This is a genomic window from Anaerostipes sp. Marseille-Q3525 (assembly GCF_018223505.1).
Lineage (GTDB): Bacteria > Bacillota > Clostridia > Lachnospirales > Lachnospiraceae > Anaerostipes > Anaerostipes amylophilus.
In genome coordinates, this window is sequence record NZ_JAGTTT010000002.1 from 17473 (window position 1) to 43770 (window position 26298).

Sequence of the window (26298 nt, forward strand, 5' to 3'; positions counted from 1 at the left end):
TATTAATATTTATGGAGGAATAAACGAAATGGCAATTTCAAAAGATATGATCATCGCAGATTTAATCGCATTAGATCCTAATTATGCAGCAATCCTTATGGCATCTGGAATGGGATGTGTTGGATGCCCATCATCTCAGGGTGAAAGCTTAGAGCAGGCAGCTTATGTTCACGGAATGGATTTAGATGAACTGCTTGGAAGATTAAACGAATATGCTCAGACAAAAGAAGCATAATCTATAGATCAAAGCTAGATCAGAAATCAAGAGAGCGTTATACTTTTCAGTATATTACAAGTACTAAAAAGTATAACGCTCTCTTTTTTTTATAGAATGTACAAAGTAGCAAAAGTAACAAATGAAACTTAAAAAAATAGAAAAGAATTGTTAGACAATTGTAAAAACACCTAAAAAATACCCATGAAAAACCTTGATTTTATGCCATATTTATCATTAGTTTATAAAATTTTTATAATTGTGCAACGTTGAGCAAAAAGGTTGCTCATCACAGGAATGAGCAACCAATGCTCCATTTTTTGAACCCAATGAGAATTGTATTGATAGAAATACTGTCCTATAATGAAATCAACAGGTAAGGAACGAAGCTTACAAGAGACGGCAAACAACCTGACCAGAATAATAAAAGGAGAGTGATAAGTCGTGGCAAATCGTGACACAATTTACAGAGAACTGATTCAGCTTGACTGGGAAGTCAAAGATCAGGATGAATTTTTTGACAAGATGGCAGATAAGCTTTTAGAGCTTGGATATGTAAAAGATACATTTAAAGATGCAATCAAAACAAGAGAAGCAAATTATCCAACAGCTCTTCCGGTTGAACCATATCCGGTAGCGATCCCTCATGCAGATCCAGAAAATATCATCAAACCATTTATCGCATGTACAAGATTAAAGAATCCAATCAAATGGTGCGAGATGGCAAACAACGATGTTCAGCATGATGTGAAATTCATCTTTATGCTTGGATTCCTTGGTGGACATGATGATCCAAATGCTGGAAATGAACATGTTGAATTACTTCAGGTACTGGTAACAAACTTCCAGAAACCAGAAGTTATGGACAAATTAGTAAACGCCAAAACTGAAGATGAGTACATGGAAGCAGTACTTTCCATGGAAGGTCTTTAAAATTAATAAACAAAACTAATAAAGTTTTTTAGAAAGGAAGGTCTTAAAATGAAACAGATCGTAGTAGCATGTGGAAGTGGAGTAGCAACTTCTCAGACAGTAGCAAGTAAAGTTAATCGTCTTTTAAAAGAGAACAATATCCCTGCTGAAGTATTAGCAGTAGATATCAAATCTGTAGACCGTTACATTGCAGGAAGCTGTGCTTACATCGCAATCACAAAGGTAACAAAAGAATATCCTATTCCAGTTATCAATGGTATCGCATTTTTAACAGGTGTTGGACAGGATGCTGAATTCAAAAAATTAGTTGACGCTGTAAACGCATAAGAGGCAAAACAGTTTTAACTGATTTTTGAAAGAGAGAAAAGGAGAATTATATGAGTGTTTTAGGAAATGTAATTAACTGGATCCTGGGATTAGGTGCTGCAATCTTCGTACCTATCATCATTATCATCGCAGGGTTAATCGTAGGAATGAAACTTAAAGATGCCATTTCAGCTGGTATCACATTAGGTGTAGCCTTCACTGGTATGTCAATGCTGATCGGATTTATGTCTGATGCTATCGGACCTGCTGCAAAGGCAATGTTAACACACACAGGAATCAACTTACCAATCGTTGATGGTGGTTGGACAACATTATCAGCAATCGCATGGTCTTGGCCATATGCATTTTTAATGTTCCCACTGATGATCGGATTAAACATTCTTATGTTGATCATTAACAAGACAAAAACATTCAACGCTGACTTATGGAATGTTTGGGGAAAAATCTTTACTGGTGTAGCAGTAGCAGCCGTATCTAAACCATACTTTGGAACAGCAGCTTCTATCGCATTAGCATTTATCGTAGCTGGTATTCAGATCATCTTCGAGTTAAAGATGGCAGATATGTATCAGTATCGTATTGAAAAACTTTCTGGAATTCCAGGAGTAACATGTACACATAAAATGGGATTCACATCAATCTTCATGTTCCCAATTGACTGTATTTTAAAGAAAATCCCTGCATTAAACAAACGTTTCGATGCAGCAGCATTAAAAGATAAGATCGGTATCTTCGCTGAATCTCACGTATTAGGATTCATCCTTGGTATTATCTTCGGTATCTTAGCTCGTTACAGTGTAGCAGCTACATTAACATTAGGTATTCAGGCTTCATGTGCATTAACACTGTTCCCTGTAATCTCTAAATACTTCATGATGGCATTAGAGCCAATTTCATCAGCAATCAGTGCTTTCATGAACAAGAAATTCGATGACAGAACATTAGTTGTAGGTCTTGACTGGCCATTCATGGGTGGTGCAAACGAAATCTGGTTAGCAGTATTCTGGGCTATCCCTGTAACATTAGTATTCTCAATGTTCTTACCAGGAAATGAAATCCTTCCATTCGCTGGTATCGTAAACAATGCGATCGCAGTAGCAGCATTCCTTGTAACAGGTGGTAACATCATCCGTATGTTAATCTTAGTTACATTATTTGCACCAGCTTACCTTTGGGTAGGAACAATCATGGCACCATTCATCTCTGATCTTGCTCGTTCAACAGGAGCAGTTGCATTAAAAGCTGGAGAATTAATTTCTTGCTCATCTATCGATGGACCTATCCAGACATATGCATTCTCTCATGTATTTAAGATCATGGATGGAAACTTCTTCCCATTAGTATTATGTGTAATCTTTGTTGTATGCTTTATTGCACTTTACAAATACCTTGGAAAAGAAGAAGCAGAAGGAAGAGAAATCAACTAAGATTGATTCACAATTATACATAATAATCAGACAGCAAAAAAGAAATGAGGTTTCAATATGCAGAGATTTGTTAATGATCCAGATTATATCGTAGAAGATATGGTAAAAGGATATGTAAAAGCACACAAAGATCTGATCAAACGTTCAGAAGCAAATGATCGCGTTGTCCAGTATGTAAACGCTCCTGTAGAAGGCAAAGTTGGTCTTGTAACAGGTGGTGGATCAGGACATGAACCTGCGTTTCTTGGCTATGTCGGAAAGAATATGATGGATGCAGTAGCAGTAGGTGAGATTTTCTCCTCACCTTCTGCTCAAGCATTTTATGACGCTTTTATGTCAGTAGATTCCGGGCAGGGAGTTGCATGTTTATTTGGTAACTATGCCGGGGATAATATGAATGTAAAGATGGCGATCCGCAAAGCAAAGAAACAGGGTGTAACTGTAAAATATGTAGTAGCAACTGATGACGTTGCGTCTTCTCCAAAAGAGACAAAAGAGAAACGTCATGGTATTGCAGGTGGTGTGTTCATGTGGAAGATCGGAGGAGCGAAAGCTGCTTTAGGTGGAACACTGGATGAAGTCATTGACGTAGCACAGAAAACTGTAGATAATACGAGAAGTATTTGTGTCGGATTAAGTCCATGTGCAATTCCAGCAGTTGGACATCCAAATTTCCAGATTGAAGATGGAAAGATGGAATTTGGAATCGGACATCATGGAGAACCTGGTATCAATGTACAGGATTTAAAACCAGCCAAAGATATTGCAAGACAGATGGCTAAGGCAGTCATTGATGATATGGAACCAGAAGAAGGTTCCGAAGTTGCAGTCTTAATGTCTGGATTAGGAGCTACTCCAGTTATGGAACTTTACGTTCTATATGATGAAGTAGAAGAATACCTGAAAGAACAGGGATTATCAGTTTACAAAGTATTTATTGGAGATTATGTAACATCTCTTGATATGAACGGAGCAGCATTGACTGTCCTTAAATTAGATGATGAATTAAAAGAATTGCTTGATTACGAGGCAAAATCTCCAGGAATTGAAGTGTAAACTTATTAAAGTAATAGACTTGATGAAAGAGGTGCACCATTGTATTTAGATGAAAGAGGTTATACAGTTCTTAAAACGATTGTGAATAATCCCGCGATCACGGGTAAGGAAGTGGAAGCGTCTTTACAGCTATCCAGAAAGCAGCTAAGCTATACGATCGAGAAGATTAATGATTATCTGCAGGACAATGGAATGCCAAAGATCGAGCGGTTAAGGACTGGAAAATTTATCATACCAGTTGCTGTCATTGAACAATATCAGACAGAAGAGATCACTGGAGATGGAACAACGTATATTTATACGGATAAAGAACGTGGACTTTTAATTTTTCTGATGCTTCTTTGTGTACGCGAAGAACTATCAATTTATCATTTCACATCAAAATTAGAAATCAGTAAAAATACATTTCTAACAGATCTTAAGAAACTGGAACAAAGATTAGAAGAATATCATTTGGAAGTATTATACAGCCGGCAGGAAGGATATCACTTAGTCGGCAGTGAATATGCAAAACGTGAGATGATGGTCACATCAATTCGTGGAATCTTAAAGATTCCAAGAGGAAAAGAGACGATCATGGATATCTGTCAGATCAGTGAAGAGATGATGGAGCAGGTGGAAAAACAGATTTCAATGATTGAGGAACGTCTGCAAGTTCGTTTTACAGATGAGAGACTGAAAGAACTTCCTTTGATCATGTGTTTGATCATTATCAGAACACAGAAGGGAAGGATTCTTCGGGAGCTTCCAGAGACATTTCAACATATTGCCGGTACAAAAGAGTATTCTGTGATGCTTGAGTTTGCAAAAGAATACGGAATTACCTGGCAGACAGAAAAATTATTTTTGACAGCTCAGATTCAGATTTCTAATTTCCATACACTGCAGACAAGAGATTCTGCACAGGAAGAAGAATTGATGAGAGCTTCAGAAGAAGTGATCGTTAATTTTGAGAATCTGATCTGTGTAACGATCAATGAAAGAGAAACCTTGCTAGAAGCATTGTTTCAGCACATCAAGCCAGCATTTTATCGCATGAAGTATCATTATCATATCGAACAAAGTATTTTGGATATGGTCCTCCCACAATATGCATCACTTCATGCAGTCGTGCGGAAATCCATCGGACCGGTAGAAAGATTATTAGGAGTTGAAGTTCCAGACGAAGAGCTTGTATATATTACGGCATTATTTGGAGCATGGCTTCGAAGAGAAGGTATTCTTGAAATTACACCGGACCAAAGGAAACGAGCAGTTGTAGTATGTGCGAATGGGATCTCAGTATCTAATTTCTTATATTTTACATTGAAGGAATTATTTCCAGAGATTGAGTTCATTGCATGTCTGTCAATGAGAGATTTTGCATCCTATGATGAAACAAAGTTTGACCTCGTATTTACGATGGTAAGACTTGAGACGACAAAGACACAGTTTGTTGTGAAGCCATTTCTGGATGAAGTATCTAAGACTAAATTCAGAGAAAAAGTCATGGGAGAATTAGTCGGAATCGTACCTCACAAATTAGATGTTTCTACCTTGTTAAATATTGTTCGCAAATATGCAGATATTATAGATGAGGAAGCATTAAAGAGAGAATTTGCAGCAGCATTGAATCCGGAGATTGAAGATGAGAAATTAAACAATGTAAGGACAAGATTTCAAATTGGATTAAAAGATGTTTTAGTAGAAGAAACGATTCAGGTATTAGATCATACACTTCTTTGGGAAGATGCGATCCGTACAGTGGGCAGACCACTTGTAACACGCGGTGATGTCACAGAAGGGTATGTACAGAAAGCAATTGATAATATCAAGGCAGATAAACCATTTATTATGATCGCAGACGGAGTGATCATTGCACACGCTGGAGTCGATGATGGAGCAAACAGAGTATGTTTATCATTACTTACCATGCCAGAGAGAACAGACGTGTGTGGATATATGCAGGCAGATGTTGTCATTATGATCGGGACACCAGATCCTACAAAACATCTGGAGATGTTAGAGCAGTTAAATCACATAATAGAAGATAAAAAAAGCTTGCAGCTTTTAAAGAAGGCAAAAGAGCCAAAAGATATCATTAAATTAATTCAAAAACAGGAAAAGGAGAAGTAGAGATGTTAGAATCATTAAAAAAAGACGTTGTAGCTATGGCAAAACGTGCTCAGAAAGAAGGATTATGTAAACATTTATCTGGAAACTTAAGTGCAAGAGATCCAGAAACAGGATATGTAGTAATCACACCAACACAGGTAGATAGAGAATTATTAACAGCAAGAGATATGGTTGTTCTTGATCTTGATGCAAACGTTATCGAAAACGAATCAGGACTTCGCCCAACAAGTGAATCTTTAATGCATCTTCAGATCTATAAAACAAGACCAGACGTAAATGCTGTATGTCATACACATTCTATGTATGCAACAACATTCGCTGTATTAAATAAACCAATTCCAGCTGTTGTATATGAAATCGCTAACTTAGGTGTAACAAAATCAAGAATTCCAGTTGCTCCTTATGGACGTCCAGGAACAACAGATCTGTCTGACAGTGTTATCGAACCAGTTCAGGAAGCAGACGTATTCTTATTACAGGGACATGGAGCAGTAGCTGTATCTCAGGGTAACATCTATGATGCATACTTAAGAGCTGCTTATATCGAAGAATTAGCTCAGTTATACTACAATGCACTTTGTGCAGGACAGGGTGAAGAACCATACTTCTTCCCACCAGAAGAATTACAGAAATGGGAATATCCATCTCAGATCAAATTCCCTAACAAATAATCGCTTACATAGAAGAAGGAGAGTATGCAATGAAGAAAATTATCAACCAGCCAGATAATTATATCAAAGAAATGTTAGAAGGAATCTACATCGCACATAAAGATGATCTTACATGTGTAGATGGTGACTTACAGGTTCTTGTATCTAAACATAAAAAAGAAGGAAAAGTAGGTATCGTCACAGGTGGTGGATCAGGACATCTTCCATTATTCTTGGGATATGTAGGAAAAGGTATGATCGATGGATGTGCAGTTGGTGATGTATTCCAGTCTCCAAGTGTAGATCAGGCAATCGCTTTAACAAGAGATGCAGACCAGGGTGCCGGAGTATTATATATCTACGGTAATTATAATGGAGATATCTTCACATTCCGTCCAGCAGCTGATGAAGTTGAGATGGAAGACGATATCGAAACAGCAGAAGTTTTAGGAGCAGACGATGTTGCTTCAGCAGGACCATCTGCACCAGGAGAAAAGAGCACACGTCGTGGTGTTGCAGGAATCTTCTTCGTATACAAATGTGCAGGAGCTGCAGCAGACAAGATGCTTTCTTTAGAAGAAGTAAAACGTGTTGCAGATAAAGCAAACAACAACGTTCGTACAATGGGTGTAGCTTTAACACCATGTACAGTGCCAAGAGTTGGTAAACCAAGTTTCGAAATCGAAGATGACGAAATGGAAATTGGAATGGGAATCCATGGAGAACCAGGAATCCGCCGTGGTAAATTAGAGCCAGCTGATCAGATCGTTGATGAAATGTTAGAGAAGATCGTAGCAGACCTTCCATATGAAAAAGGTGATGAAGTTGCAGTACTTGTAAATGGTCTTGGAGCTACTCCATTAGATGAACAGTATATTGTAACACGTCGCATCAATCAGGTTCTTGAAGAAAAAGGAATCAGCGTATACAAATACTATGTGGGAGAATATGCAACAGCGATTGAAATGGCTGGATTCTCAATCTCATTATTAAAACTTGATGATGAATTAAAAGAATATATCGACCATCCAGTTGATACACCATTCTTCAAACAGGTTTAGGAGGCATTTTAGTATGGAAACATCTTACTTAATCAAATTATTAAAAGAGATCAGCAACATTATGGCTGAGAATAAAGATAAGCTGATCGAGATGGACGGAATCGTTGGTGATGGAGACTTAGGTCTTACAATGTCCGATGGATTCAAAGCAGCATACGATGCAGTATCTGACGGAGCAATCGCTGATGCAGGAAAACTGTTATTTGCAGCAGGAAAAGCAATGGCGAATAAAGTTCCTTCAACAATGGGATCTTTAATGGCAACTGGTTTAAAACAGGCAGGAAAAGATCTGAAAGGAAAAGAAACATTAGAAGATGCTGATGTAGTACAGATCTTTGCTTCTTACGAAGCGGGAGTTGCGAAATTAGGTGGAGCAAAGGTTGGAGATAAGACATTCCTTGATGGCCTTCATCCAGCAGTAGAAAGCTTACAGGCTTCTTTAGCAGCAGGAGAATCTTTGGCAGATATGGCAGGGAAAGCCGCTGATGCAGCAGAAGAAGGATTCAAAGCTACTACAACTATGTTAGCAGTTCACGGACGTGCTGCAACAAGAGGAGAAGCATCCAGAAGTCTGGAAGATCCAGGAGCTAAAGTAGCATCTCTGATCATGCAGGCATTTGCAAAAAGTTTATAATCACTTATAAAATATATAAGTAAGAAAAACAGCACATTGTAATAGAAATATTATGATGTGCTGAATTTTTACAATGTTTTATTGTATAAATACAAAAACAAAAGCTGATACAGGAGGATATAGCATGTTAAATTTTCAGTATTACACACCAACAAAAGTAGTCTTTGGGAAAGATGCAGAACTTAAAGTTGGATCATTAGTGAAGGCAGAGGAATGTAAGAAAGTCCTTGTCCATTACGGAGGACAGAGCGCAAAAAGATCTGGGCTTTTAGACAGAGTCTGTGAAGCATTAAAGGATTTTGATATTGATTATGTAACACTTGGTGGTGTTGTGCCGAATCCACATTTATCAAAAGTATATGAAGGAATCGAATTGTGTAAAAAAGAAGGCGTAGACTTCATTCTCGCGGTAGGTGGAGGAAGTGTTATTGACTCTTGTAAAGCAATTGCCTATGGACTTGGAAATCCAGATGTTGATGTATGGGATCTGTTTACGGGAAAGGCAACACCTAAGACATGTTATCCATTAGGAAGTGTCTTAACGATCGCAGCAGCAGGAAGCGAGATGAGTAATTCTTGCGTTATCACAAATGAAGAAGGCTGGTACAAGAAGGCACTGGATACAGATCTTGCAAGACCTAAATTTGCGATCATGAATCCAGAGATCACATATACATTACCAGATTACCAGACACAATGTGGATGTGCTGATATTATGATGCATACAATGGAACGTTATTTTGTACTAGAAGATACAATGGAGATCACAGACAAGATTGCACAGGACGTTATGAAAAATGTTATGAAATATGCAAAGATCCTTAAAAAAGATCCGAAGAATTATGAAGCGAGAGCTGAGATCATGTGGTGTGGTTCTCTGTCACATAATGGACTGACAGGATGTGGAACCTGTGGAGGAGACTGGGCAACACATCTGATCGAACATGAATTAGGTGGAATGTTTGATGTAGCTCATGGAGCAGGACTTGCAGCAGTCTGGGGAAGCTGGGCAAGATATGTCATTGATGAGAAACCAGAACGATTTGCACAGTTTGCAGTCAATGTTATGGGCGTTGAAGAATGTGAAGATATCAAGGCTACAGCAATCAAAGGAATCGAAGCTGTGGAAGATTTCTATAGAGAGATTGAGATGCCAACAAATTTAAAAGAACTAGGAATTGATCCAACCGACGAGCAGATCAAAGATATGGCAATGAAAGCAACTAACAATGATACACAGCAGCTGGGAGCATTTAAGAAATTATCAGCAAAAGATTTGGTAGAAATTTATACAGCAGCAAAATAAAATCATGTACCAAACAAAAGAAAACCATGTATCTATAGAAACGCATATATAATTTACAAAAATTATATATGTATTACGAAAAAGGAATTCCTGATTACTTTCTCTTGTAATCGGGAATTCCTTTTGTTGTTTTAATATGCAGCCATCTCTTCGATAGCTTGTTTTTCGATAATCGTTATCAGATGTTCATTAAATAAAGCCTTCGTTGCATAAGTATTTGGCAGACGTTTGCAATATTCAGAAAGAACGAGATGAATCTCATCCATACTGTCATTGTTTGGTGAATCATCAAGTGCCGTTAATGAAAGATAATAACATTGATTGTCAGGATCTTTATATAAAGTACTTGCAACATTATAATCACTTAACAGTTTTGCTGCAAAAGCAACGTCATCAAGAGAGGTAAAGGCAAAAATACCAACTCCTGTATCAGCAAGAGCATGTTTCATATCATTATTGATATTGGATGACATTGCAGTTTTGCCGAGTCCAGAAAGAAAATCTGGAAGATCAGCTAAGACATCATCATCAGAATCTGTTATTGATCCGCCAAGCAGACCTTTTGGTAACTTTTTATAATGTTCACGGAAATCTTCTGGGTTATCCACTCTTGTGATCACAAGGATCAGACATTCTTTGGATACAGGAATTGCTTCTACCATCAAAGGATTATCTTCATTCGTCTCAAAACCAAGTTCAGTAGCAGCTTTGTTCATTAATTCCCGGAACAATCCTTTCGCCTTTTCAGAGCCAAAGGCAAGTTCACTTAACAGAGTTTCCTTTCCTTCTAAGTCTTCTTTATTTAAAGTACATCGGATTTGATTATCACTGATACGTTCTATTTTCATAATCATCACTCCTTTACTACTTTGATGTTATTATAGTATTACTTTTGCGACGTGTAAAGCTTTTTCAAGAAATTTACAATTTTATCCATAAATGCCTTGAAATAATTTCCAATTATGTATATAATTACATTATGTCGCGACAAGACTTACATTTGGAAACAGTGCGGAATTTTTATATACCACAAGCAACACTGAACGATGTAAGAGATCACTTTTTTAGAATTCAGGAAGATGATCTAATATGCAAGTAACAATTAACATCTGTTTATGATGATTGGAGGGCAGGAATGACAAGTCATGATGAATTATCTTATTACCTGTCACAGGGACTGGCAATCCGTGTAGACGGCATTACAATAAGTGATGTAAATCTGGAACATCTAAATCTAATACTCAATGAAGATGATTCTTACATGAAAGAGTATGTCAACGATCAGGAAGGAGAGATCTACGCCATAGAATATCAGAAAATCAAAGAATAATATGCAAAGAGTATAGCGAGCTGGGAGATTAATTTCCCAGCTCATTCTTATTATATTCTGATAATAGTATATGATTACTAATTATAAAAATATATTTATTTGTTATTTATATAAGTTATAATTCCATCAACGATACATTTCACAGCCTTTTGTTGATATTTATTATTTTGAAGTGCTTTTAATTCCTCTGGATTTGATAAAAAGCCACATTCTACAATAACAATCGGATAAGGATTATCCTGAAACAGATAATACTGGTCATTTGCTTTTGCTTCCCGGTGATTGGTAGGATCAAGTCCCTTGATCAAAGCTGACTGGATGGAATCTGCTAACTGTTTTGATTTCTCAGACCCTTGCGGATAGAAAACCTGAGCTCCATGGACATCACTGCTTGGATAACTATTCTGATGAATGCTGATCACAGCCAAAGGATCATTTTCAAAAATAATTCGTTTTCGATTTGCAAGATCACTTCTTTTTTGATTTCCTTTTGAATCTGAAAGATTATAATCCCCATTTCTAGTCATATATACTTTAAAATTTTTCTTTTCCAGAAGTTTTTGCAGTTTAAGTGAAATGGAAAGATTGATGTCCTTTTCTAAAATATTGGGATTTCCGATTTTCCCAGGATCCGAACCACCATGACCTGCATCAATGCATATGATATTTTGATTTTTGATAGTTTGAGCAACAAAAATAGGAAATGTAATAGAAGAAACAGATAATAAAACAACGATCAGCAAAACACCCCAAAAAATAAAACGATGTTCTTTGCTCATGAGAAATCATTCCTTTTCTTCTTATTATATTCTGATAGTGAGCCATATAATACAGCACTTTCTTTTTTTACCATTTAATGATATAATAAATCCAAATGGCTATGTTTCATCCATAACATTGAATCAAAGTCAGGAGATAAAAAAATGGAAACAAAACTTGTAAAAATTAACAATATGGAAGATTGCAAAAAGGACATGGAAGAAGCCGGAAGACTGATTAAAGAAGGCGAACTTGTAGCATTTCCAACAGAGACTGTCTATGGCCTTGGAGGTAATGGATTGTTTCCTGATGCGGCAAGAAAGATTTATGCAGCAAAAGGAAGACCTTCCGATAATCCATTGATCCTTCATGTATGTGATATGCAGATGGTAGAATCTCTGGTTAAGGAGATTCCAGATAATGCAAGACGTGCGATGGAACATTTCTGGCCGGGACCTATGACGGTAATTTTACCGAAAGCAGATCAGGTACCAGATTGTGTCACAGGTGGACTTGATACCGTAGCGATCCGTATGCCGGATCATCCCATAGCTCTTGAACTGATCAAGAAATCAGGAGTGCCAATTGCAGCACCAAGTGCGAATACATCCGGTCGTCCAAGTCCGACAAAAGCAGAACATGTGATGGAAGATCTTCATGGAAAGATCCCGATGATCTTAGATGGGGGAGCTGTTTTAGTAGGAGTAGAATCAACGATCATTGATTTTACAGATACAGAGCCAGTAATCTTAAGACCAGGATGGATCACGAAGGAGACCATGGAAGATTTTCTTGGATGTGAAGTACTGATGAATACATCCCTAAAAGCAAGTGACCACGGAGTGCCAAGAGCTCCAGGAATGAAGTACAAACATTATGCGCCAAAGGCAGAAATGGTGCTTGTACTAGGTGAGGACCAGGAGAAGGTTGTAAATTATATCAACAAACTAGCCAGAGAACAAAAGGAAAAGGGAAAAAAGATAGGAATCATTGCATCGGATGAGACAAAAGATCTCTATGAGGCAGATGAAGTTGTTTCTGTAGGACAGAGAGCACATCTTGAGACAGTGACAGCACATTTATATGATGTATTAAGAGAATTTGACCATAAGGATGTAGATATGATCTATTCCGAAGGTTTTGAGGGAGAACCTTTAAGTGAAGCGATCATGAATCGTATGGTGAAAGCAGCAGGACATGAAATCCTCCGTATTTAAAGAAGGAGAATATTTTGAAGAAAATAATAATGGTAAGTACGAATAATACGTGCCGAAGTTTCATTGCTGAGTCGCTTCTTCGACAGCTTCTTCTGGATGCACACCAGAAGAATATTGAAGTAATCTCAAGAGGCTTAGTCGTATTATTTCCAGAACCGGTCCATGTTAAGGCAGCGGACATGGTAATACAGAAGTGTGGAATTGAAAGTCTTGATTTTCAATCGGCACAGCTTACACAGGAAGAAGTAGAACAAAGCGATCTGATCTTAACCATGACGGAAGAACAGAAAGAGAAGATCTTAGAAGAATATCATGGTTATAAAGAGATTGCGACATTGAATGAATATGCCAGTGTGGAAGGTGCGATCATTGATCCATATGGTATGGAAGATGACGACTACGAGCGCTGTTTTGAACAGATTGCTCGTTTAGTTAAGAAAATATGGGAAGAAAGATTAGGAGGAAACGAAATGATAGGTATTGGTAGTGATCACGGTGGATATGCATTAAAACAGGCAGTCATCAAGCATCTGGAAGACAAAGGATATGCAGTAAAGGATTATGGATGCTATTCTGAAGAATCTTGTGATTATCCTGTGTATGCAAAAGCAGTTGCAAATGCAGTTAAAGACGGAAAAGTAGAAAAAGGAATTTTAATCTGTGGAACAGGAATCGGAATTTCTATCACAGCAAATAAGATCAAAGGAATCCGTGCAGCACTTTGCAGTGACACATTCAGCGCTCATGCAACAAGAGAACACAATGATGCAAATATCCTTGCAATGGGAGCACGTGTTGTTGGAGAAGGATTAGCACTTGATATTGTTGATACATTCCTTGAGACAGAATTCTCAAATGATGAAAGACATATTCGTCGAATCAACCAGATTGAAGATTAAGAGTCATACAAAGATCATATAGACGATATATAAATATAGAAGACATTCAGGAAAGCAAATGATAAAATTTGTTACCTGAATGTCTTTTTTTGCATACAATTTTAATTAAGAGTAAGCAAAAATAACAGGAAAAATTAATCATATCTTAACACAACTAAAAATGACTAACTGTCATTTATAAATACCGCAAACCCTTGTGTTTTGGTGTTTTTTACTAAAATTTAACGCACTTATTTGTAAGTATTAAACAAAAAACAAACACAATCTTAACGCAAAAAGAATTGACAAATAAAAATTAGAGGCATAAAATAGCATGCATAACAAGGGTGTTTACGATGTATTGTGTAGGCACTCTTTTACTTTTGAAGAAATTACCCCTTGGATTTCTTCAAAAGAATAAAATTAAAGAAGGTGAGGAGAAAATGGGTTCATTGGGAGATTATCTGATGGAAGAGCTCTCACTTAAGACAAGCTTTACGATCCCCATTGGCGGAGGTATTCCAGTACCACAGTCAGCCGTAACGACGTGGGTGATCATAGCGATCGTAGTGTTGCTCTGCATCATATTCGTACGGAACCTGAAAGTCATACCAGAAGGACCGCAAGTTTATGTGGAAGCCTTAGTCGGTTTCATCTATAACTTCATCGGTGGTCTGGTCGGCAAAAAAGGGAAACGTTACATACCGTTTCTTGGAACAATTCTGATTTATCTTGCGTGTGCAAATATTTCGGGATTTTTCAGAGCGAAACCGCCAACGAAAGATCTGAACGTTACCGCAGGATTAGCGATCATCAGTTTGTTTTTGATCATATATTCTGGAATCCACGAGAAAGGATTGAAAGGATATATCCACAGTTATGTGGAACCTATGCCAATGATGGCGGCCATTAACATCCTTGAATTATTTACAAGACCGTTATCACTGTGTATGCGACTTTTCGGAAATGTCTTAGGAGCATTCGTTTTAATGGAACTGATCACACATATCGCACCAGCGATCGTGCCATTGCCATTTAGTTGTTACTTTGACTTTTTCGATGGATTATTACAGGCATATGTATTTGTATTATTAACATCACTGTTTATCAGTGAATCAATTGAGTAAAAGGTATCTGGACAGATACACAAATTACAAATTTAATTTTTATTTAAAAGGAGATTAGAATCATGGGATTAGCAGCTATTGGAGCAGGAATTGCAGTATTAACAGGTTTAGGAGCAGGTATTGGTATCGGTGTTGCAACAAACGGAGCACTTGGAGCAATCGCAAGACAGCCAGAAGAAGCTGGAAATATCAATAAGACATTATTACTTGGTTGTGCATTAGCCGAAGCTACATCAATTTATGGATTAGTTGTTGCGATTCTGTTAATTGTAATGAAATAGAAGTAGGAGGCGGAAGATATGTTTCTGAAATTAGACTGGGGCATTATCTGGCCGATCGTCAACATTGTCGTATTTTATCTGTTGCTTCGTAAGTTCTTATTTGGACCAGTCAGCGAGATCATGGAGAAGAGAAAAGAAATGATCTCAAGTGACTTAAATGAAGCAGCACAGACGAAAGCTGAAGCAGAGGGAATCAAACAGGAATATGAGAAGAACCTTGCACAGGCAAAAGATGAGGCAGGACAGATCGTTTCCGATGCAAGAGCAAGAGCGAAGAATGAATACCAGAATAAGATGGATCAGACAAAAGAAGAGATTGCTCTTATGAAAGAAAATGCCCGTAAAGATATTGAAGCTGAGAAACAAAAGACGATCGCAGGTCTTCAGACAGAAATCGCAGGGATCGCACTTATGGCAGCTTCCAAAGTTGTGGAAAAAGAAGCAGATGACAAAGGCAATGAAAAGCTTTTAGATGATTTCCTGAAAGAGGCAGGTGTCTAGCATATGAAGAGAATTTCCATGACGTATGGACAGGTATTGTTTGAACTTGGAATGAAAAAGGAAAGCTTACAAAAAGCACAGGACATGCTTCATGAAAATAAGGAACTTTTAAGGGCGCTGGAAAATCCAATGATCACAAAAAAAGAAAAAGAAAATGTGGTTGATAAGTTATTTTCCGATGATCTTAAGAGTTTCTTGAAAATAGTATGTGACAATGATGATATTGATTGTTTTGACGAGGCAGTTGAGTATTACGATGAATTAAAACGTAAGACAGACAAGATCATCAAGGCAGAGTTTGACTATGTGACAATGCCAAAAGACGAACAGTTAGAGAGAATCAAACAGTATCTTATGAAACAGTATCAGGCAGATGAAGTAGATCTTACTTTAAAAGAAGACAAAGATTTAATCGGTGGTTTCATGCTGAAAGTTGGAGACCATGTTTATGATAACAGCCTGAGTGGTAAAATGAGAAAATTACAGCAGAAACTTACATGGAGGTGAGAATCAGGTGAGCAGTATCAATCCAGAAACAGTCGTTTCTGTATTAAAAGATCAAATTGAAAATTATGACCAGAAAACTGAGGTCAAAGAAGAAGGAAGAATCATTCAGATCGCAGATGGTATTGCAACAGTCTATGGAATGGACCAGGCAATGTATGGAGAACTTGTTATTTTTGAAACAGGTGTCCACGGACTTGTACTGAATGTTGAAAGAAACTGTATCGGTTGTGTTTTACTTGGTTCCGATCATGGATTAATGGAAGGATCTAAAGTAGCAAGAACCGGTGTACAGGCAGATATCCCGGTTGGAGATGCTATGATCGGACGTGTCGTTAATGCGATCGGAGAACCAATCGATGGAAAAGGTGAAATTAAAACTGACGAGAGAAGACCAATCGAACATGAGGCAGCAGGAGTTATCGACAGAAAATCTGTTGATCAGCCATTACAGACAGGTATCTTAGCGATCGACTCTATGTTCCCGATCGGACGTGGACAGCGTGAGCTGATCATCGGTGACCGTCAGACAGGTAAAACATCGATCGCAGTTGATACGATCTTAAATCAAAAAGGACAGGATGTTATCTGTATTTATGTAGCGATCGGACAGAAAGCATCAACAGTATCACAGATCGTAACAACATTAAGTAAACATGGTGCTATGGATTACTCTATTGTAGTATCCGCATCTGCAAGTGACCTTGCATCTTTACAGTACATTGCACCATATGCAGGAACAGCAATTGCAGAGCACTTTATGCATCAGGGAAAAGACGTTTTGATCGTATATGATGATCTGTCTAAGCATGCCGTTGCTTATCGTGCAATTTCCTTACTGCTGGATCGTCCACCTGGACGTGAAGCTTACCCTGGAGATGTATTCTACTTACATTCAAGATTACTAGAACGTTCTTGCCGATTAAGCGATGAACTTGGTGGTGGATCTATCACAGCATTACCGATCATCGAGACACAGGCAGGAGACGTATCCGCGTACATTCCTACAAACGTAATCTCTATCACAGACGGACAGATCTTCCTTGAAAGTGAGTTATTCTTCTCCGGTGTAAGACCAGCGGTCAATGTTGGACTTTCTGTATCTCGTGTAGGTGGAGCAGCACAGACAAAGATCATGAAGAAAGTAGCCGGAAACCTTCGTATTGACTTAGCTCAGTATCGAGAACTTGAGGTATTTACACAGTTTAGTTCAGACCTTGACGATGGAACAAAAGCAACATTAAATTATGGATCTCATCTGATCGAACTGTTAAAACAGCCATTGTACCATCCAATGGCATTACATAAACAGATTTTACTTCTGTTTGCAGCAGGTCATAAGATGTTAAATGATGTTCCAGTCAAAGAATTAAAGGCAGAGACAGAAGAAATGACAGCATTCTTTGAACAGAAATATCCAGAGACAGTGAAGAAGATCGACGAAGGCAAAGTCTTAACAGATGACATTGCAAAAGAGATCCAAGAGGCGATAGAAGCCTATTTAAAGTAGGTGATCACTATGGCAAATATCAGAGAAATTAAAACAAGGATGAACAGTATCGAAGATACATTAAAGATCACAAATGCGATGTATCTGATCTCATCTTCCAAATTAAAGAAAGCAAGAAAGCAGTTAGATGCCACAACTCCATACTTTGAAATGCTTCAGGCATCTCTGCTTGATATCATGGCACATACGCCAGATCTTCAGCACATTTTCTTAAACAAAAGAAAGAAAGAACATCCCAAAAAAGGATATCTTGTGATGACTGCAGACCGTGGACTTGCCGGGGCCTATAATCATAACATTACAAAAATGGCAGAAGAGAATATTAATGAAGATGATAAACTGTTCGTGATTGGATATATGGGACGTAACTATTTCAGACGAAGAAATGCAGCCCAGATGGACGAAGATTTCTTCTATACAACACAGGATCCTACGATTTATAGAGCAAGAAGAATTGCCGAGAAACTGATCGAGGAATATGTATCAGGAGAACTTGATGAAGTCTATATTATTTACACAAAGATGATCACATCCATTACCTCAGAACCAACGATGATCCGTGTGTTACCGTTAAACCCAGATCAGTATGAGTTTGCAGGCAAAGGAAAGAGATCACATATGACAGAATTTCAGCCATCTGTAAAGGCGGTACTTGACCGCTTGGCACCAAACTATATCAAAGGACTTGTCTATGGTGCGATGGTAGAATCATTTTCCAGTGAATTAAACGCCAGAATGATGGCGATGGAAGGTGCAAGCAAGAGTGCGAGAGAAATGATAAGATCACTGGGACTTATGTATAACCGAGCTCGTCAGGCAGCGATCACTCAGGAGATCACAGAGGTATGTGCCGGAGCCAAATCATTAAAGAAAGAGTAACAGTGAAGGAAGGGAAATAAAATGGAAAAAGGAAAAATCGTACAGATTCTTGGTCCAGTAATCGACGTAGAATTTGAAACTGAACAGCTCCCTTTGATTCATGACGCCTTGACCGTTGTTAATAAAGGAAAAGAAGTTGTTATGGAAGTAGAACAGCATATGGGTAATCGTACTGTACGCTGTATCTTATTAGCAGCCAGTGAAGGACTTCACAAAGGAATGGAAGTCACAGCAACTGGTGGACCAATCAAAGTTCCAGTCGGAAAACAGACATTAGGACGTATGTTTAACGTACTTGGAGAAGCTATCGATAAAGGAGAGCCTGTTGAGACAGAAGAAAAATGGGCGATCCATCGTGAACCACCAAAATTTGAAGACCAGAGTCCTGTTGTAGAAATGTTTGAAACAGGTATCAAAGTCATCGACCTTTTAGCACCATATGCGAAAGGTGGTAAGATCGGTCTGTTCGGAGGTGCCGGAGTCGGTAAGACAGTCTTAATTCAGGAACTGATTCATAATATTGCAACAGAACATGGAGGATACTCCATCTTCACAGGTGTAGGAGAACGTTCAAGAGAAGGAAATGACCTCTGGAATGAAATGACAGAATCCGGAGTTATCAAAAATACAGCCTTAGTGTTTGGACAGATGAACGAGCCACCTGGATCTCGTATGAGAGTTGCCCAGACAGGACTTACCATGGCAGAATATTTCCGTGATCAGGAAAAACAGAACGTGTTATTATTCATCGATAACATTTTCCGTTATGTACAGGCAGGATCAGAGGTATCTGCTCTGTTAGGACGTATGCCATCTGCTGTAGGTTATCAGCCAACACTGGCAAATGAAGTCGGTGCTTTACAGGAACGTATCACATCCACAAAGAACGGATCTATTACATCCGTACAGGCAGTTTATGTGCCAGCCGATGACTTAACAGACCCAGCACCAGCAACAACATTTGCCCATCTGGATGCAACAACTGTATTATCAAGATCCATTTCTGAACAGGGTATCTATCCAGCTGTAGATCCGCTGGAATCAAGCTCACGTATTCTAGAGCCAGATGTTGTTGGAGAAGAACATTACGAAGTAGCAAGACGTGTAGAAGAAGCACTTCAGAGATACAAAGAATTACAGGATATCATCGCAATCCTTGGTATGGAAGAATTAGACGAAGAAGACAAGATTACAGTATATCGTGCAAGAAAGATTCAGAAATTCTTATCACAGCCATTTAGTGTAGCAGAAACATTTACAGGAATTCCTGGTAAATACGTTCCTGTCAAAGAAACGATCCGAGGATTTAAGGCAATCCTTGATGGAGAAATGGATGAATATCCAGAACAGGCCTTCTTAATGGTCGGAACAATTGATGATGTAAAGGAAAAGGCAAAAGAGGTGATGTAAATGGCAGAAACCTTTTATTTTGAGATCATTGCCAGTGACAAAAAGTTCTACAGTGGAGCCTGTGAACATGTCATTTTCCCAGCAGTCGATGGACTTTACGGAGTATTAGCAAACCATGAAGACACAGTAACAGCTGTAGTCGCAGGAGAACTTCGTTTTAAAGTTGATGGAGAATGGAGAGTCTGTGTTGTCGGAGAAGGATTCGCAGATGTTACCAGAGATTTCGTGGTTATCGTGGTTGATACCGTGGAACGTCCAGAAGATATCGACATCATCCGTGCAAGAGAAGCCAAAACAAGAGCCGAAGAACGAATGAAACAGAAACAGAGTCGTTTGCAGTATTATCATACGCAGGCTGCATTGTCTCGTGCGATGGCACGACTGAGAGTTACATCAAAGTATGTAAAGAAATAATCTACAAATATAGCTAATAAAACTCAAGTCAGTCATTTGGACAAAGTTTGTAAAACTCGAGTCCAAATGACTGACTTTTTTTAATGTTATGTTATAATGAAAACAAAATCATACACAATGCCACAACATTATTCTTTGGAATCTTAAGTTCTAAGATCAGCCATACAATGGAGATGAATTGATTCATGAACATCAAAAGACACGTATGGATTTGATCATTTTAGATATTATTATGCCGCTTTTTAATGGAATCGATACTGCAAAATTCCACCGCATCGCTTTCGGTTGCTTATTTATTTTTTATCATATATTCGAATTCTACAGTTGGCCAACCCAAAAAATTAAAATTTTAAAACATCGAAATCCTCAGGAATATAAAGTTTCCCATCATAATATTGTTTACCCTCTGCCAGATATTTTCCCTGACGGTGTTTCATATCTTTATCTTCTGTATGCCACAAAACAAGATTCGGGATATGAAGCGTTTGCGCTAATTCACAGGCATCTTTGACAGTACTGTGATGTTTTTCATAAGGTTTAAAAATATCCCTTTCATCATATACACAAAATGCTTCATGAAGTAACCAGTCAGATCCTTTTACAAACTCATATAATGATTCACGATATGGCTCATCTCCAGGAAAAGATACCTTTGTTCCATGGTCCATAAGGCAAGTAAAACCAAACTGTTTTTCCTTTGTAGAACCAATATCAAAGAAGGTAAAAGAATCTTCAAGAATCGTGACAGTATCGCTATGTGCAACAACATGGAATAGAATACGCTCATCAAAGTGTTTGTAAAATTTCTTCCCAACCGTAAGTTTTGTAAGCGTTTTGATCGTATCAACCAGTTCTTCATGACAATAGATAGTTAATGTTCCATCGTAAGTACCTTTGTTCATAGAAGTAGCGATCATACGGATCATCCATACCATTCCTAAGATATGATCATTGTGGGCATGTGTCACAAAAATATGATGAATCTTTTCAAGTGGAATTGAAGCTTTATCAAGTTGAGATAAAATACCATTTCCACCTCCAGCATCAACAAGAAAATATTCTTCGCCTTTTTTCATAGCATAGCAAGTGTTATAACAATGAATTGCTTGTGCATTTCCAGTTCCTAAAACAATTAGCTGTTCCATAAAAATCTCCTTTTCTGTTTTGCTTATATAATTATAACCGAAGAAAGAAATGATTTCTACCAATGAAAATAAAATATTATTGCAACAAAAACGAGAAGAATCACAAAAATGGGATTAGCAGTCGACGAACTATATACAGACGAAGCAGTTCTGATTCCAGAGCTGGTAGAAAGTCTGCCATTCAGATTCTTCGCAACAAGCTCTATCGATGCCCTGATTCATTCCATAGAATCCTACACATCACCAAAAGCAAATCCATTTACCCAGATGTTTTCAAAGAAAGCAATGAAAATGATCTTAGAAACATACAAAGCAATCGCAAAAGACGGAGAAGAAGCGAGAAAACCACGGATCGGACAAGTTCTCTTAGCAAGCACCTACGCAGGAATTCTTGAATGTAAACCTGAGGAAGTTTATGAAGAGATAGAAGTGCTGTTAAATCATCTGATTCCTAAGAAAGCGTTACATGAGTATGGTGTGAAAGAAGAAGAGTTGGAAGAATTCACAGAAGTTGTTATGACGAAACAGGGAAGATTAATGGCGAATAATTATGTGAAATTGGATCGGGATACGATTTATGGGATTTATAAAACCTTATTTTAATTGCATTATTCAAGAAACAGTATTTAAATCAGAAACTGTGCCATGAATCTTTAAATTTGATCTATGCAGCTTAAACCAATTAAATATATTATACGCAAGAGCGTGTACCTGAAGCCTGTTGGCATTTACCATTCTGGTATGACTGCTTACGGAAGCAAAATCAAAACCAGATTTAAAAGATTCGAAAACAGTTTTAGTAGCATATAATACAAATGACCCAGATGGAGGTATGTCAAATACAAAAGATGTAAGTAAAGATCAGGATATTTTTTGTGCACCAGTGTATATGGTTCCTTTTTTATAATATTTCACCAATAATTTCCGCCTTCAAACTACAAATCAGAATTTACTTACCTCCAGATAATCCCGAATAAAAAACGCCACCATCAAATGAAACTTCTCCACCGTATCATCCAACTTCAACTCCCAATGATCCTCGATCACTCGCATCCGATAAGTAATGGTATTTCGATGACAGAACATATTCGAAGCCACATGCTGAATACTCCCGTTACAAAGCAGGTACTGATGCAAAGTTTCCAGATAATTCGTATCATGAATCTGATCATACTCCTCAATATCTTTCAAATACTCATCATGATAAGCAACCAAAAGATTCCGATCATTTACAGAATGAAGAATTTTAAAAAATCCCATTTCCTCAAATCGGGCAATTTCCTGACCTTTATTCACAGCATAAACAAGAGCAGCCAGAGAACGTTGATAACTTGCACCAATCTCACGAAGCATGTGGACAGAACTTCCGATCCCTACATAAATATGAAGCTTTTTAAAAGAATTTTTAAGCGAAGAAACCAAAGAAGACATTTCATCATAAATCTGTATTTCATCCATATCATGAAAAACAAATAAAAAATGATTTTTATAAAAAGCAATATGGATATCCAGATCATTTAACTTCACAAAACTTTCCATCAAAAAAAGCAGACGCAATTTCAGGTCATCAGAAATCACTTTCTTATTACACTTCATTAAAGCAATCTCATAGCAATTGTCCTTCTCAAAATGATTATCTTCCAGAATCCGCAAAGCATCATAATGATGCAGAGAATCATTTTCAATAAAAGACAAAAATGCATCTGTGATCGAAGTATCTTTCTGTGTATCCATAAAGATCCGATTATAATAATCTCTTGTAATATCATAAATATGAACTTCCCAAGGCATGTTGATCAATGGATAGTTGTGTTTGTCGCACAATTCTTTGATCGAATCTGTGATATGATCTGAAAGAATATATTTCCCTGTATTTAAGATCATTCCGCAAGTATGGCTTTGGATCATTGTTTCAATAAACTCATAAAGAGAAGTCTCATCCTGATAGTTGATCCCGGTTGTGATAATAAGTTCTCCGCCCTTCAAAAAATCATGAGTTGAGCTGTCTTCGGAGACATAAACCCAGTTCATGATATGATCGATCCCAGTTTTACCTGCAATCATGGAAAGGTGATATTGATGTTTTGTTTGTGTATATAATTCATTTAATGTAAGAGGCATAAGATTTGCCCTCCTTTATTTGTGTCCTATTCATTTGAAGTCATGTAAAAATAGTCTAACACATTTGATACCATTTGTGCAACGAACACAAAGAATCAAAGGAAAATTGTGATAAAAGAATATAGGAAACTTCAGAAAAATATGTAAAAATACAATCAAAAGGTACAACAAAGGTGTTGAACAAAGCATCCTTGTTGTACTTTTTTTATTTGCAAATGAATGTACAAATAATCATCACTACAAAAACAAAGACAAATCAGAAGATAAGTTTTTAAAATAGAGGAGGATATGAATATGCTAAGAACAGATTTACCAGAGATCATCACTGAAACATTACCAGGACCAAAAGCACAGGCAATCATCGACCGAAGAGAAGCAGTCAATCCATCCGCGATCAAATGCGTTTATCCCGTTGTGATCGAAAAGGGTGAAGGAGCTATGATTCAGGATGTTGATGGAAATAAATTTTTAGACTGGATCGGTGGAGTTGGAGTTTTAAATATCGGTTTTTCACAGCCGGAAGTTGTAGAAGCAGTCAAAGTACAGGCAGAGAAATATTTTCACGGAATGTACAATGTAGTGACTCATGAAGGCTATGTTGCATTATCTGAAAAATTAACACAGATCGCACCGGTCAAAGGTAATAAGAAAAAAGTATTCTTCGCAAATAGTGGTGCTGAAGCAGATGAAAATGCAGTCAAGATCGCGAAAGCATTTACAAAACGACCAAATATCATCGTATTTTCCGGAGCGTTCCATGGAAGAACTTTAATGACAATGTCCATGACATCTAAGAAAGCATATGCCGTTGGAATGGGACCTTTCCCGGATGGTGTTTATCGTGCACAGTTCCCATACTACTATAGAAATCCAGCAGGAATGCCTCAGGAAGCAGCCCTAGATTACTATTTAGATTCTATCAAAGCAGTCTTTGAACAGTGCGGACCAGCAGATACGATCGCAGCGATCGTTGTAGAACCATTACAGGGTGAAGGTGGATTTATCCCAGCACCAATTGAATGGGTCAAAGCGGTCAGAAAGATCTGTGATGAAAATGGAATTTTATTAGTAGCGGACGAAGTTCAGACAGGATTCTGCCGTACAGGTAGAATGTTTGCTACAAACTATTGGGAAGAATCAGGGGTACAGCCTGATATCTTAGCAACAGCCAAATCTATTGCAGCCGGTGTTCCATTATCAGCGATCGTTGCAAGAGAAGAGATCATGGAAGCTTCAGCACCAGGAACGATCGGTGGTACATTCTGTGGTAACGCATTAGCATGTGCAGCAGCCTTAAAGACGATCGAGATCATGGAACGAGATGACATTGCAGGACGTTCTTGCGAGATCGGTGAAAAGGTATCTAAGAGATTCAATGAGTGGAAAGAAAAATATCCAGTGATCGGAGATGTTCGTGGACTTGGAGGAATGATCGGTCTTGAGTTTGTCAAAGATCAGAAAACAAAAGAACCATATCCAGAATTTTCTGCAGCAGTCATCAAAGGATGCGCTCAGAAAGGATTGATGATCGAGGGAGCAGGTACATATGGAAATGTTATCCGATTCCTTGCACCACTCGTTATGACAGATGAACAGTTAGAAGCTGGACTTGATATTTATGAATCTGTGATCAAAGAATTATTAGAGAAATAAAAGCAAAAATAATCAGAGAAAATTGAAAAAATTTATCTAAAAAATTAAACATCTTTTTAATAAGAAGAAACCAGGGTAAAAATGACGAAAAATCTCATTTTTCTGGTTTCTTTTGGTAAAAATAGATAAATAATAAAAAATAAGGTGGCTTGTGTTTGGGAAAAATGTTATAATAAACTTTATAAAGATTTCGCTAAAAGGAGGAAATGTCTATGCATAAGTATGGACCAGTGATCAAGATGTTGTCGCTGGTAACACAGATTGGGATCACGATGTTGACTTCTGTTTTTTTATGCATGGCGATCGGACTGTGGATTGATAAACATTTTTCCACAAATCTGTTTCTTCTTTTTCTGATTCTTGGTATTATGGGAGGAATCAGAGGAGTATATTCTCTGATCCACAATATACTAGAACAGGAAGATATGGAGGAGAAAGATGAGAGATAAATTAAGACAGCTAGACGAGACATACCTGGATCTGATGATCGGAATTCTTCTAGGCGGAGTGTTATCTGCAATTTTGGGTATGATAATAACCAGAGGTGATCTAAGGTATCTGATCGGAGCAGTTGTTGGTCTGATCGCAGCGTGGATCATGATCACGACGATGATGGTAAGTATTCAGAAGTCTGTACAGATGGATACACATCAGGCAAGCAGACATATGATCGTAAGTGCATTGATCCGTTATGTGGTGACACTGGTTGTTTTGTATGTGATGATCAAGCTTAGTATGAGTGCATTTATCGCAGCACTTGTTGGTTTCTTAAGCAGCAAGTTTGCAGCATTTTTACAAAAGCCGGTTCACGAGCATATCACGAAGAAGATCTTGCAGGAATAAAGT

General features: G+C 37.8%; 29 protein-coding genes. 25 read left to right on the forward strand and 4 right to left on the reverse strand.

Going from position 1 to position 26298, the window contains the following annotated elements:
- Positions 1 to 28: 28 nt before the first annotated feature.
- The 10 genes from KE503_RS01285 (at position 29) to KE503_RS01330 (ending at position 9723) form a co-directional block, all read left to right on the forward strand.
- Positions 29 to 235, forward strand: a complete 207-nt coding sequence (locus KE503_RS01285) for a DUF1858 domain-containing protein (RefSeq protein ID WP_055196309.1) — start codon at positions 29 to 31, stop codon at positions 233 to 235.
- A gap of 423 nt (positions 236 to 658) precedes the next feature.
- Positions 659 to 1147: a PTS sugar transporter subunit IIA gene (locus KE503_RS01290; RefSeq protein WP_081019868.1), complete on the forward strand. Its 489-nt coding sequence runs from the start codon at positions 659 to 661 to the stop codon at positions 1145 to 1147.
- A 48-nt stretch (positions 1148 to 1195) separates the two neighbouring features.
- The gene (locus KE503_RS01295) at positions 1196 to 1474 is read left to right on the forward strand and encodes a PTS sugar transporter subunit IIB (RefSeq protein WP_009264585.1); all 279 of its coding nucleotides are present in this window, start codon (positions 1196 to 1198) and stop codon (positions 1472 to 1474) included.
- Positions 1475 to 1524: 50 nt separating this feature from the next.
- Entirely contained in the window at positions 1525 to 2901 is a 1377-nt protein-coding gene (locus tag KE503_RS01300; protein ID WP_117945215.1) for a PTS galactitol transporter subunit IIC, read from the forward strand.
- A gap of 57 nt (positions 2902 to 2958) precedes the next feature.
- A complete protein-coding gene (locus tag KE503_RS01305) occupies positions 2959 to 3957 on the forward strand; it encodes a dihydroxyacetone kinase subunit DhaK (protein ID WP_055073130.1) in 999 nt (332 codons plus the stop codon).
- Positions 3958 to 3996: 39 nt separating this feature from the next.
- The gene (locus KE503_RS01310) at positions 3997 to 6072 is read left to right on the forward strand and encodes a BglG family transcription antiterminator (RefSeq protein ID WP_055196307.1); all 2076 of its coding nucleotides are present in this window, start codon (positions 3997 to 3999) and stop codon (positions 6070 to 6072) included.
- 2 nt (positions 6073 to 6074) lie between these two features.
- Complete coding sequence (locus KE503_RS01315) at positions 6075 to 6743, forward strand: class II aldolase/adducin family protein (RefSeq protein ID WP_055196306.1); 669 nt, start codon at positions 6075 to 6077, stop codon at positions 6741 to 6743.
- Positions 6744 to 6772: 29 nt separating this feature from the next.
- Positions 6773 to 7783, forward strand: coding sequence for a dihydroxyacetone kinase subunit DhaK (locus KE503_RS01320; RefSeq protein ID WP_055196305.1), 1011 nt, complete (start codon positions 6773 to 6775; stop codon positions 7781 to 7783).
- 13 nt (positions 7784 to 7796) lie between these two features.
- Entirely contained in the window at positions 7797 to 8417 is a 621-nt protein-coding gene (locus KE503_RS01325; RefSeq protein ID WP_055196304.1) for a DAK2 domain-containing protein, read from the forward strand.
- 124 nt (positions 8418 to 8541) lie between these two features.
- Positions 8542 to 9723 carry an iron-containing alcohol dehydrogenase gene (locus tag KE503_RS01330; protein WP_212384322.1) on the forward strand — a complete coding sequence of 394 codons (1182 nt, stop codon included), beginning with the start codon at positions 8542 to 8544 and terminating at the stop codon, positions 9721 to 9723.
- Between the two features lie 131 nt (positions 9724 to 9854).
- On the opposite strand, the gene KE503_RS01335 is transcribed toward KE503_RS01330, so the two are convergent.
- On the reverse strand, positions 9855 to 10571 hold the full coding sequence (locus KE503_RS01335) for an adaptor protein MecA (RefSeq protein ID WP_242852077.1): 717 nt from the start codon (positions 10569 to 10571) through the stop codon (positions 9855 to 9857).
- A 287-nt stretch (positions 10572 to 10858) separates the two neighbouring features.
- On the opposite strand from KE503_RS01335, the gene KE503_RS01340 reads away from it, so the two are divergent.
- On the forward strand, positions 10859 to 11053 hold the full coding sequence (locus KE503_RS01340; protein ID WP_212384323.1) for a hypothetical protein: 195 nt from the start codon (positions 10859 to 10861) through the stop codon (positions 11051 to 11053).
- Positions 11054 to 11148: 95 nt separating this feature from the next.
- Here the strand turns inward: KE503_RS01340 and KE503_RS01345 are convergent, their stop codons facing one another.
- Positions 11149 to 11832, reverse strand: coding sequence for an N-acetylmuramoyl-L-alanine amidase (locus KE503_RS01345; protein ID WP_212384324.1), 684 nt, complete (start codon positions 11830 to 11832; stop codon positions 11149 to 11151).
- 144 nt (positions 11833 to 11976) lie between these two features.
- On the opposite strand from KE503_RS01345, the gene KE503_RS01350 reads away from it, so the two are divergent.
- The 10 genes from KE503_RS01350 to atpC all read left to right on the forward strand — a co-directional run bounded on the left by KE503_RS01350 (position 11977) and on the right by atpC (position 20533).
- Entirely contained in the window at positions 11977 to 13029 is a 1053-nt protein-coding gene (locus KE503_RS01350) for an L-threonylcarbamoyladenylate synthase (protein ID WP_212384325.1), read from the forward strand.
- 14 nt (positions 13030 to 13043) lie between these two features.
- Positions 13044 to 13928: a ribose 5-phosphate isomerase B gene (gene rpiB / locus KE503_RS14670; RefSeq protein ID WP_276571700.1), complete on the forward strand. Its 885-nt coding sequence runs from the start codon at positions 13044 to 13046 to the stop codon at positions 13926 to 13928.
- A gap of 422 nt (positions 13929 to 14350) precedes the next feature.
- Positions 14351 to 15034 (forward strand): F0F1 ATP synthase subunit A, encoded by a 684-nt coding sequence (locus tag KE503_RS01360; RefSeq protein WP_212384326.1) that lies wholly within the window; start codon positions 14351 to 14353, stop codon positions 15032 to 15034.
- Between the two features lie 62 nt (positions 15035 to 15096).
- Positions 15097 to 15315: an ATP synthase F0 subunit C gene (gene atpE, locus KE503_RS01365; RefSeq protein ID WP_008393988.1), complete on the forward strand. Its 219-nt coding sequence runs from the start codon at positions 15097 to 15099 to the stop codon at positions 15313 to 15315.
- Positions 15316 to 15333: 18 nt separating this feature from the next.
- A complete protein-coding gene (atpF, locus tag KE503_RS01370; protein ID WP_117945208.1) occupies positions 15334 to 15816 on the forward strand; it encodes a F0F1 ATP synthase subunit B in 483 nt (160 codons plus the stop codon).
- A gap of 3 nt (positions 15817 to 15819) precedes the next feature.
- Positions 15820 to 16323 (forward strand): ATP synthase F1 subunit delta, encoded by a 504-nt coding sequence (gene atpH / locus KE503_RS01375; RefSeq protein ID WP_249182926.1) that lies wholly within the window; start codon positions 15820 to 15822, stop codon positions 16321 to 16323.
- Positions 16324 to 16330: 7 nt separating this feature from the next.
- Positions 16331 to 17830: a F0F1 ATP synthase subunit alpha gene (gene atpA, locus KE503_RS01380; protein ID WP_008393991.1), complete on the forward strand. Its 1500-nt coding sequence runs from the start codon at positions 16331 to 16333 to the stop codon at positions 17828 to 17830.
- A 9-nt stretch (positions 17831 to 17839) separates the two neighbouring features.
- Positions 17840 to 18709, forward strand: a complete 870-nt coding sequence (atpG, locus tag KE503_RS01385; RefSeq protein WP_212384327.1) for an ATP synthase F1 subunit gamma — start codon at positions 17840 to 17842, stop codon at positions 18707 to 18709.
- A gap of 21 nt (positions 18710 to 18730) precedes the next feature.
- The gene (gene atpD, locus KE503_RS01390) at positions 18731 to 20119 is read left to right on the forward strand and encodes a F0F1 ATP synthase subunit beta (protein ID WP_055196294.1); all 1389 of its coding nucleotides are present in this window, start codon (positions 18731 to 18733) and stop codon (positions 20117 to 20119) included.
- Positions 20120 to 20533, forward strand: a complete 414-nt coding sequence (gene atpC, locus KE503_RS01395; RefSeq protein WP_022374466.1) for an ATP synthase F1 subunit epsilon — start codon at positions 20120 to 20122, stop codon at positions 20531 to 20533.
- Positions 20534 to 20874: 341 nt separating this feature from the next.
- Here atpC and KE503_RS01400 read toward each other — a convergent pair whose 3' ends face one another.
- Positions 20875 to 21678 carry an MBL fold metallo-hydrolase gene (locus KE503_RS01400; protein WP_022374467.1) on the reverse strand — a complete coding sequence of 268 codons (804 nt, stop codon included), beginning with the start codon at positions 21676 to 21678 and terminating at the stop codon, positions 20875 to 20877.
- A gap of 108 nt (positions 21679 to 21786) precedes the next feature.
- On the opposite strand from KE503_RS01400, the gene KE503_RS01405 reads away from it, so the two are divergent.
- Positions 21787 to 22281 (forward strand): iron-containing alcohol dehydrogenase, encoded by a 495-nt coding sequence (locus KE503_RS01405; protein WP_212384328.1) that lies wholly within the window; start codon positions 21787 to 21789, stop codon positions 22279 to 22281.
- 339 nt (positions 22282 to 22620) lie between these two features.
- Here the strand turns inward: KE503_RS01405 and KE503_RS01410 are convergent, their stop codons facing one another.
- Positions 22621 to 23799: a PucR family transcriptional regulator ligand-binding domain-containing protein gene (locus tag KE503_RS01410; protein ID WP_055196292.1), complete on the reverse strand. Its 1179-nt coding sequence runs from the start codon at positions 23797 to 23799 to the stop codon at positions 22621 to 22623.
- 294 nt (positions 23800 to 24093) lie between these two features.
- On the opposite strand from KE503_RS01410, the gene KE503_RS01415 reads away from it, so the two are divergent.
- The 3 genes from KE503_RS01415 (at position 24094) to KE503_RS01425 (ending at position 26295) form a co-directional block, all read left to right on the forward strand.
- Positions 24094 to 25452, forward strand: a complete 1359-nt coding sequence (locus tag KE503_RS01415; protein ID WP_212384329.1) for an aspartate aminotransferase family protein — start codon at positions 24094 to 24096, stop codon at positions 25450 to 25452.
- Between the two features lie 212 nt (positions 25453 to 25664).
- The gene (locus tag KE503_RS01420) at positions 25665 to 25901 is read left to right on the forward strand and encodes an AtpZ/AtpI family protein (protein ID WP_022374471.1); all 237 of its coding nucleotides are present in this window, start codon (positions 25665 to 25667) and stop codon (positions 25899 to 25901) included.
- Positions 25891 to 26295, forward strand: coding sequence for an ATP synthase subunit I (locus KE503_RS01425; RefSeq protein WP_022374472.1), 405 nt, complete (start codon positions 25891 to 25893; stop codon positions 26293 to 26295). The genes KE503_RS01420 and KE503_RS01425 overlap by 11 nt, the downstream gene beginning before the upstream one ends.
- Positions 26296 to 26298 lie beyond the last annotated feature (3 nt).